At 67.7% G+C, this 9718-nt stretch carries 8 protein-coding genes; all 8 read right to left on the reverse strand.

Going from position 1 to position 9718, the window contains the following annotated elements; translation table 11 throughout:
* Positions 1-236 precede the first annotated feature (236 nt).
* Positions 237-1430: an elongation factor Tu gene (gene tuf / locus VGR06_RS16930; RefSeq protein ID WP_327560031.1), complete on the reverse strand. Its 1194-nt coding sequence runs from the start codon at positions 1428-1430 to the stop codon at positions 237-239.
* A 113-nt stretch (positions 1431-1543) separates the two neighbouring features.
* Positions 1544-3643 carry an elongation factor G gene (gene fusA / locus VGR06_RS16935; protein ID WP_327560032.1) on the reverse strand — a complete coding sequence of 700 codons (2100 nt, stop codon included), beginning with the start codon at positions 3641-3643 and terminating at the stop codon, positions 1544-1546.
* 54 nt (positions 3644-3697) lie between these two features.
* Positions 3698-4168 carry a 30S ribosomal protein S7 gene (gene rpsG / locus VGR06_RS16940; protein WP_327560033.1) on the reverse strand — a complete coding sequence of 157 codons (471 nt, stop codon included), beginning with the start codon at positions 4166-4168 and terminating at the stop codon, positions 3698-3700.
* Positions 4168-4542 carry a 30S ribosomal protein S12 gene (gene rpsL / locus VGR06_RS16945; protein WP_030473471.1) on the reverse strand — a complete coding sequence of 125 codons (375 nt, stop codon included), beginning with the start codon at positions 4540-4542 and terminating at the stop codon, positions 4168-4170. Before rpsL ends, rpsG begins: the two co-directional genes overlap by 1 nt.
* Positions 4543-4789: 247 nt before the next feature.
* Entirely contained in the window at positions 4790-5197 is a 408-nt protein-coding gene (locus VGR06_RS16950) for a type II toxin-antitoxin system VapC family toxin (RefSeq protein WP_327560034.1), read from the reverse strand.
* Entirely contained in the window at positions 5194-5466 is a 273-nt protein-coding gene (locus tag VGR06_RS16955) for a type II toxin-antitoxin system prevent-host-death family antitoxin (RefSeq protein WP_327560035.1), read from the reverse strand. The genes VGR06_RS16950 and VGR06_RS16955 overlap by 4 nt, the downstream gene beginning before the upstream one ends.
* 24 nt (positions 5467-5490) lie before the next feature.
* Complete coding sequence (locus VGR06_RS16960) at positions 5491-6963, reverse strand: SagB family peptide dehydrogenase (protein WP_327560036.1); 1473 nt, start codon at positions 6961-6963, stop codon at positions 5491-5493.
* 58 nt (positions 6964-7021) lie between these two features.
* Positions 7022-9718: DNA-directed RNA polymerase subunit beta' (gene rpoC, locus VGR06_RS16965; protein ID WP_327560037.1), on the reverse strand; the 2697-nt coding region annotated here is incomplete at its 5' end.

Here is a 9718-nt window from a genome sequence, read left to right on the forward strand (position 1 = left end):
GTGGCTTGCCGTCCTTCTTGAGTGCCGCTCCGGTCCACGCGGTCGGGTGTGTCGCGCCCTTCGCGCAGACCGACCCCTTGGACATGTTGCCGTTGGGGTTGGTCATGGGATGGCTCGCGTGTCCCGCGGGCCCGCTCGCAGCGGGGCGGCCGGCTGATGAAACCGACCGGCCGCCCCACGACGAGCAACCTGTCCAGGATGCCACACCGACGTGCGGCGACCCAAACCGGGGGTCGTTACTTGATGATCTTGGTGACGCGGCCGGCGCCGACGGTCCGGCCACCCTCGCGGATGGCGAACCGGAGACCCTCGTCCATGGCGATGGGCTGGATGAGGTCGACCTTCATCTCGGTGTTGTCGCCCGGCATGACCATCTCGGTGCCCTCGGGGAGGGTCACCACGCCGGTCACGTCCGTGGTCCGGAAGTAGAACTGCGGGCGGTAGTTGTTGAAGAACGGGGTGTGCCGGCCGCCCTCGTCCTTGGACAGGATGACGACGTTGGCTTCGAACTGCACGTGCGGGGTGGTGGTGCCCGGCTTCACGACGACCTGGCCGCGCTCCACCTCCTCGCGCTTGATGCCACGCAGCAGCAGGCCCACGTTGTCGCCGGCCTGGCCCTGGTCGAGCAGCTTGCGGAACATCTCGACACCGGTGACGGTGGTCGACTGGGACTTCTCCCGGATGCCGACGATCTCGACCGTCTCGCCGACCTTGACGATGCCGCGCTCGACCCGGCCGGTCACCACGGTGCCGCGGCCGGTGATGGTGAACACGTCCTCGATCGGCATCAGGAACGGCTTCTCGGTCTCGCGGACCGGCTCCGGCACGTTCTCGTCGACCGCGTCCAGCAGGTCCATCAGCTTGGCGCTCCACTCGGCGTCGCCCTCCAGCGCCTTGAGCGCGGAGACGCGGACCACCGGCAGGTCGTCACCGGGGAACTCCTGGCTGGACAGCAGCTCGCGGACCTCCAGCTCGACCAGCTCGAGGATCTCCTCGTCGTCGACCATGTCGGCCTTGTTCAGCGCCACCACGATGTAGGGCACGCCGACCTGGCGGGCGAGCAGCACGTGCTCACGGGTCTGCGGCATCGGGCCGTCGGTCGCCGCCACCACCAGGATCGCACCGTCCATCTGCGCCGCGCCGGTGATCATGTTCTTGATGTAGTCGGCGTGACCGGGGCAGTCCACGTGCGCGTAGTGCCGCTTCTCGGTCTGGTACTCGATGTGCGCGATCGAGATCGTGATACCGCGGGCCTTCTCCTCCGGCGCCTTGTCGATCTCGTCGAACGGCGTGAACGGGTTCAGGTCCGGGTACTTGTCATGCAGGACCTTCGAGATCGCCGCGGTCAGCGTCGTCTTGCCGTGGTCGATGTGACCGATGGTCCCGATGTTGACGTGCGGCTTGGTCCGCTGGAACTTCGCCTTCGCCACTTTCTTCGTCCTCCTGGACTTGTTCTCTACGCTGCCGTGGCCGACCGCGTTGTCAGGTTCGGTAGTGCGGAACCATAGAGGCAGTGCTCAACCGGGTCCGCACCGGATCTGTCTTACTCGCCAGTCGCCTTGGCGATGATCTCCTTCGCGACGTTCGTCGGAACCTCCGCGTAGGAGTCGAACTGCATCGAGTAGTTCGCCCGGCCTTGGGTCCTGGACCGCAGGTCGCCGACGTACCCGAACATCTCGGAGAGCGGCACCAGCGCCCGCACGACACGGATCCCGCTGCGCTCCTCCATGGCCTGGATATGCCCACGCCGGGAGTTCAGGTCACCGATGACGTCGCCCATGTAGACCTCGGGTGTGGTCACCTCGACCGCCATCATCGGCTCGAGCAGCACCGGGCTGGCCAGGCGGGCGGCCTCCTTGAGCGCCATCGAGCCGGCGATCTTGAAGGCCATCTCGGAGGAGTCCACCTCGTGGTAGGCACCGTCCAGCAGGGTGACCTTGATGCCGACCAACGGGTAGCCGGCCAGCACGCCATACTGCATGGCGTCCTGGCTACCGGCGTCCACCGAGGGGATGTACTCCTTCGGAATCCGGCCACCGCTGACCTTGTTCTCGAACTCGTACAGCGCACCATCCAGAGTGGGCAACGGCTCGAGCTTGATCAGCACCTTGGCGTACTGCCCCGAACCGCCGGTCTGCTTCTTGTGCACGTAGTCGTGCTTCTCGACAATCTTGCGGATCGTCTCGCGGTAGGAGACCTGCGGCTTGCCGATGTTGGCCTCGACCTTGAACTCGCGACGCATCCGGTCGACCAGGATGTCGAGGTGCAGCTCCCCCATGCCCTCGATGATGGTCTGGCCGGTGTCCTCGTTCTGGCTGACCCGGAACGTCGGGTCCTCGTCGGCGAGCTTCTGGATGGCCATGGACAGCTTGTCCTGGTCGGCCTTGGTCTTCGGCTCGATGGCGACCGAGATGACCGGCTCCGGGAACGTCATCGACTCCAGCACGATCGGGTTGGCCGAGTCAGACAGCGTGTCGCCGGTGGTGGTCTCCTTCAGGCCGATCATCGCGTAGATGTGACCGGCGCGCGCCTCGTCGACCGGGTTCTCCTTGTTGGCGTGCATCTGGAAGAGCTTCCCGATGCGCTCCTTGCGCTCCTTGGTGGAGTTGATCACCTGGGAGCCCGGGTGCACCTTTCCGGAGTACACCCGGACGTAGGTCAGCTTGCCGAAGAACGGGTGCGCAGCGATCTTGTACGCCAGCGCGGAGAACGGGTCGTCGGTGCTGGGCTTGCGGGTGGCCGTGGTGACGCCGTCGGTCAGCAGGCCCTCGACGGCCGGCACGTCCAGCGGGGACGGCAGGTAGTCGATGACCGCGTCCAGCATCGGCTGCACGCCCTTGTTCTTGAACGCGGAGCCGCACAGCACCGGGTAGGCGTCGCCGGAGATGGTGAGCTTGCGGACGCCGGCCTTGATCTGCTCGACGGTGAGCTCCTCGCCGGCGACGTAGAGCTCCATGAGCTCGTCATCAGCCTCGGCGACCGCCTCGATCAGCTGCTCGCGGTACTCCTGCGCCTTCTCCAGCAGCTCGGCCGGGATCCCCTCGACGGTGTAGTCCTCACCTTTCTTGACCTCACCGTGCCAGGTCAGCGCGCGCATCTCGACCAGGTCGATGACGCCCTCGAACGCGCTCTCCTCGCCAATCGGGAGCTGGATGGGCAGCGGCTTGACGCCGAGCCGCTCGGAGATCGTGCGGACGGTGAAGTAGAAGTCCGCGCCGAGCTTGTCCATCTTGTTGACGAAGCAGATCCGCGGGACGTCGTACTTGCTGGCCTGCCGCCAGACCGTCTCGGACTGCGGTTCGACGCCCTCCTTGCCGTCGAACACCGCGACGGCGCCGTCCAGCACACGCAGCGAGCGCTCCACCTCGACGGTGAAGTCGACGTGGCCGGGCGTGTCGATGATGTTGATCTGGTGGTTGTCCCAGAAGCAGGTGGTGGCGGCGGACGTGATCGTGATGCCGCGCTCCTGCTCCTGCTCCATCCAGTCCATCACCGCCGCGCCGTCGTGCACCTCGCCGATCTTGTAGCTGATCCCGGTGTAGAACAGGATCCGCTCGGTCGTCGTGGTCTTGCCCGCGTCGATGTGGGCCATGATCCCGATGTTGCGGACCTTGGCCAGGTCGTTCAGCACGTCGAGTGCCACGGGTCTCTTCCCCTGCTTCCTGAAGCTGTGGCCGGCCGGTAGGCCGGCACTACATCACCAGCGGTAGTGAGCGAAGGCCTTGTTGGACTCCGCCATCTTGTGCGTGTCCTCGCGGCGCTTGACGCTCGCCCCGAGTCCGTTGCTCGCGTCGAGCAGCTCGTTCATGAGCCGCTCGACCATGGTCTTCTCGCGGCGCTGCCGGGAGAAGTTGACCAGCCAGCGCAGGGCCAGCGTGGTGCTCCGGCCCGGCTTGACCTCGATCGGCACCTGGTAGGTGGCGCCACCGACCCGCCGGCTCTTCACCTCGATGGTCGGCTTGACGTTGTCCAGCGCGCGCTTGAGCGTGACCACCGGGTCGGTGCTGGTCTTCTCCCGGGCGCCCTCGAGCGCCCCGTAGACGATCTTCTCCGCGACCGAGCGCTTACCGTCCCGCAGCACCTTGTTCACCAGCTGGGTGACCAGCGGTGAGCTGTAGACCGGGTCGGAGATCAGCGGCCGCTTGGGGGCCGGGCCCTTACGTGGCATCAGCTCTTCTCCTTCTTCGCGCCGTAACGGCTGCGGGCTTGCTTGCGGTTCTTCACGCCCTGGGTGTCCAGCGAGCCGCGAATGATCTTGTAGCGGACACCGGGAAGGTCCTTCACCCGGCCGCCGCGGACCAGGACCATCGAGTGCTCCTGCAGGTTGTGGCCCTCCCCCGGGATGTAGGCCGTAACCTCGATGCCGCTGGTCAGCTTCACCCGGGCGACCTTCCGCAGCGCCGAGTTCGGCTTCTTGGGGGTAGTGGTGTACACGCGTGTGCACACGCCGCGCCGCTGCGGGCTCCCCTTGAGAGCCGCAGTCTTCTGCTTGGCGACCTTGTCCTGGCGGCCCTTGCGGACCAGCTGCTGGATCGTGGGCATAGACCGGCTTTCTTCTCAACAATCCGTCTTTGGCTTGTTATTCCGCCCGGCCCCGCCGTATCCCGAGGTCGGGCGTGTCGCCCTCGCTCAGGACTCCGCGTGGGACAGCATGATCCCAACGGGGTTCGAGAGGAACTTCGACATGCTTGGCATGAAGTCACGCACAGGCATACCGACCGACCCGACATGGGTCGGGCACAAGTAGCAAAGATACCCGTTCCCGCCACCGGAGGTCAAAGCGGGTCCCCTACACCGCCCCCGGAGCCACCACGGGTAGCCCGGCCTCCGCCGCAGCCGATGCCAGGCGTTTGTCATAGGTGACGAACGCGGTGATGCGTTCCCCCGATGCCACAAGGTTCTCCGCGGTCGCCAGGTGGATTGCGTCGAGGGATCGAAGGAGCGGATCGACGTAGGCCGCGGCCGTGGCTCGGACAGGTTCGTCCATAGCCATGCGCGTCACCTGACGGAGTTTGGCCGCAGCCGCTGCCAAGGCCGCGGGATTGCTACGCCGTAGAGCGCGGGGTACCTCGACTTCAACCAAGGCCGACGACACGAACTCACCGTCGGGTTGGAGGCCGAGCCAGGTGATCAGCTGAGGGGTCTCGTCCTCCTCATGGATCAGCTTGATCAGCGCATTCGAGTCGAGATAGATCAACTACGCTCCTCGTCGCGAAGCTGCCGGATCAGCGCACCGGCGTCGGAGCCGGGCGGCGCCTTGATCGTTGGCATGGTCCATGGCCCGCGGTTCGTCGCGGGGGTGACGCGACCCTGCGCCACCAGATCAGCCAACGGGCCGTCGTACACGGGGACGATCCGGGCGACGGGCTTGCCGCGGCTGGTGATTTCCACGGTGTTGCCCTCCTCCACCCGCGCCAGCACGCCCGCGGTGTCCTGGTTCAATACCCGCACGGGGATCTGCTCCATACCACGATCTTACTACAGGTTGTACTACGGGGCGCGGCTCGAGAGGGTGAACTCGCCGACGCTGGCTTCTTCGAGGGGGTTGAGGTTGGTGGCTTGCGCGAAGAGGTCGCTGTCGCCGGCGCCGATGGCGCAGGGGGCGAGGTTCATGGCGGTGGCGACGAGGTACATGGTCTGCATGAGCGCGCCGGTGTCCTTGAGGATGAGGGCGTAGGCCATGCCCTGGTACTTCCACATCACGCGGCTGAAGCGGGCGGCGAGGATCAGGAGCACCTGGGGTGGCGGTGCGCCGGTCGCGGCGGTGGTCCGCTGGACGAGCTGGGCGGTGGCGAGCGGGTCGGCCGGCACCGGTTCGAGCGTGTGGTCGAACGGGTCGTAGTGGTACATGCCGGGGGCGAGCCCGGACATCGAGGTCACCACCGGGTAGATCTCCAGGGAGTGCAGCGCGCCGCCGGAGGGGCTGGGGCGCAGCGTGAGCTCCTGCCCGGACGCCTCCGTGGTCCACCGGACCCGGGCGGACCAGTGCAGGAACTCGCTCAGCTGAGCCAGAGTCAGCGGGTTGTCGCCGTCCGGGACGCGCAGCGAGCGGCGGGCCTCCAGCACGGCGCCGAACGATCCGTCCAGCGTGGTCCGATCGGGTGTGGGGAGCGGCACGGCGGGGCCTGGCCAGGGCTCCCGGCGACCCGGTGGCGGCGGGTACCGCGCGGCGCCCCAGGACGTGGCGCCCAGCGGGTAGTCGTGGAAGCCCTCCCGGCTGCGGGCGTGAAACCAGAGCTCGTGCGTGCTCCACTGCTCGGTGGTCAGGTCGGGGCGGTCGTCCTCCCCGGCCTCGTGCACGAAGCCGTACCAGGCCAGCTCGGTGATGATCTCGGCGACGACCGGGGCGGGCAGCGTGCTGGCCGGTGCGGGGTCCCTCGCGGCGAGCCCGTGCAGCACCGCCATCACCTCGGTGTCGCGCACCAGCATCGCGGCCCGGCACCGCGGGGACTCGAGCAGGAGCGTGTCGCCGTCCCGGCGGAGCACGGCGAACCGGGACAGCAGCGGCTCGACCGGTGGGCCGGTCGGGTGCGGCTCGCGGTACGGCCCAAGCGGGCGGACGGTGACCAGGACGCGGTCGTGGTAGGCGTAGCTGACGGTGAGCCAGCCGCCGGCCCGCAACCGGGACAGCAGCGTGCTTTCCGGGCCGAGCCGGGCGGAGAGCTCGGACTCGGACTGCTCGGCGACGCCGAGCTCGTACAGCACGGCCTGCTCCTCCGCGCTGAGCTCATCGAGCCGCTCGCCCCACCGGGCGGAATGCACCAGGGCGATCCGACCGTCCACATCGGTCACCATGGACACCCGCGGTCGCAGGCGCAATTGTCTGTTGCAGCGCTCGGTCACGGCGTGGTCGCGTCCACCCGAGAACCTCCTCCGCGCCGACCCCTTGGCGCAGACGTTAATTGACAATTCCTCGCCACCGATAGAGCCGGAGATCACGAACTCCCGTGAAGGTGAACGCACGAAGGCCACCTTCACCTGCGTGGAAGCGGTGAAGGTGGCCTTCGGGTCGATTGTGCGGTTAGCGGTAGTCGCGGCCGAAGTCGTAATCGTCCAGCGGAACCGCGGGGCCGGTGCCGGTACCGAACACGTCCGGGGTGTAGTAGCCGTCGTCGTAGGACGGGATCGCGTACGCCGCGACCCGGGCCTCCTCGGTCGGCTGGACCTGGATGTTCCGGTACTTGTTGATGCCGGTGCCGGCCGGGATCAGCTTGCCGATGATCACGTTCTCCTTGAGGCCGACCAGTTTGTCCGACCGGCCGTTGATGGCGGCGTCGGTCAGCACCCGGGTCGTCTCCTGGAACGAGGCGGCGGACAGCCACGAATCCGTGGCCAGCGACGCCTTGGTGATGCCCATCAGCACCGGACGGCCGGACGCCGGCTCGCCGCCGCCGGCCACCACCCGCCGGTTCTCCCGCTCAAACTCAGCCCGCTCGATGAGCGCACCGGGCAGGAACTCCGCGGCACCGGAGTCGAGAATGGTCACCCGGCGCAGCATCTGGCGGACGATCACCTCGATGTGCTTGTCGTGGATGGACACACCCTGTGCCCGGTAGACCTTCTGCACCTCGTCGACCAGGTGCAGCTGAGCCTCGCGCGGACCCATGACCCGCAGCACCTCGTGCGGGTCGGGCGTGCCTTCGAGCAGCTGCTGGCCGACCCGCACGTGGTCCCCGTCGGCCAGCGGTGCACCCTCGGGGGTGAGGGCCAGCCGCTGCCGCTTGGACAGCTTGTCGAGGACGATCTCCTCGCTGCCGTCGTCCGGGATCAGTGTGATCTTCCAGTACCGGTCGCCGTCCTCGATCCGCACCCGGCCGTCGACATCGGCGATCGGCGCCTTGCCCTTCGGCACGCGAGCCTCGAACAGCTCCTGGACACGCGGCAGACCCGTGGTGATGTCCTCACCGGCGACGCCGCCCTGGTGGAAGGTGCGCATGGTCAGCTGGGTGCCGGGCTCACCGATCGACTGCGCGGCCACGATGCCGACCGCCTCGCCGACGTCCACCAGCTGCCCGGTGGCCATCGAGCGGCCGTAGCAGGTGGCACACACCCCGACGACGGACTCACAGGTCAGCACGCTGCGCACCTTGGCCCGGGTGACGCCGGCGTTGGCCAGCTTCTCGATGGCCGGGTCGCCGAGGTCGTCACCGCGGTTGAGCAGGACGTTGCCGTCCTCGTCGGCGATGTCCTCGGCCAGCGTGCGGGCGTAGACGCTGGTCTCCACGTGCGTGTCGCGGACGATGGTGCCGTCCGGACCCTGCTCGCCGACCGTCATCACAATGCCGCGGCTGGTGCCGCAGTCGATCTCGCGCACGATGACGTCCTGCGACACGTCCACCAGGCGCCGGGTCAGGTAACCCGAGTCGGCGGTGCGCAGTGCGGTGTCGGCCAGACCCTTGCGGGCACCGTGCGTGGCGATGAAGTACTCCAGCACGGACAGGCCCTCGCGGAAGTTGGACTTGATCGGCCGCGGGATGTACTCGCCCTTCGGGTTGGACACCAGACCACGCATCCCGGCCAGCGACCGGACCTGGGTCATGTTGCCCGCCGCACCCGACTTGACGATCATCGGGATCGGGTTGTCCTCGGGGAAGTGGTCCTCCATGGCCTTGGCAACCTCCTCGGTCGCCTGGCCCCACACCTTCACCAGCTCGTTGTTGCGCTCGGAGTGGGACAGCTGCCCGCGCTGGTAGCGCTTCTCGACGGCGTCCGCCTTGGCCTCGTAGGAGTCCAGGATCTCCTGCTTGTTCGGCGGCACCACCACATCGGAGATGGCGATGGTGACGCCGGACCGGGTGGCCCAGAAGAAGCCGGCGTCCTTGAGCTTGTCCAGCGTCCGGGCCACGGTGACCATCGGGTACCGCTCGGCTAGGTCGTTCACGATCGCGGCCTGCCGCTTCTTCGGCATGGCCTCGTTGATGAACGGATAGTCCTCCGGCAGCAGGTCGTTGAACAGCACCCGGCCCAGCGTGGTCTGGGCCAGCCAGGAGCCGCCCGGCTCCCAGTCCTCCGGCCGGTCCTGCGAGTTCGGCGCGCGGTCGTGGATGCGCACCTTGATCAGGGACTGCAGCTCGATCGCCTTGCGGTCGAAGGCCATGATCGCCTCGGCCGGCGAGGAGAACGCCCGCCCGGCACCTGCGCCCTCCTCCTTGAGGAGGGTCAGGTGGAACAGGCCGGTCACCATGTCCAGCCGGGGCATGGCCAGCGGGCGCCCGGAGGCCGGCGAGAGGATGTTGTTCGAGGACAGCATCAGGATCCGTGCCTCGGCCTGGGCCTCGGCGGACAGCGGCAGGTGCACCGCCATCTGGTCACCGTCGAAGTCCGCGTTGAACGCCTCGCAGACCAGCGGGTGCAGCTGGATCGCCTTGCCCTCGACCAGCTGCGGCTCGAAGGCCTGGATGCCGAGGCGGTGCAGCGTCGGCGCCCGGTTCAGCATCACCGGGTGCTCGGTGATGACCTCCTCGAGCACGTCCCACACGACCGGGCGGGCCCGCTCGACCATCCGCTTGGCCGACTTGATGTTCTGCGCGTGGTTGAGATCCACCAGACGCTTCATCACGAACGGCTTGAACAGCTCCAGAGCCATCTGCTTGGGCAGGCCGCACTGGTGCAGCCGCAGCTGCGGGCCGACCACGATGACCGAACGGCCGGAGTAGTCGACGCGCTTGCCGAGCAGGTTCTGCCGGAACCGGCCCTGCTTGCCCTTGAGCATGTCGGA

The organism is Actinophytocola sp. (genome assembly GCF_036002505.1).
Classification (GTDB): Bacteria; Actinomycetota; Actinomycetes; order Mycobacteriales; family Pseudonocardiaceae; genus DASYTH01.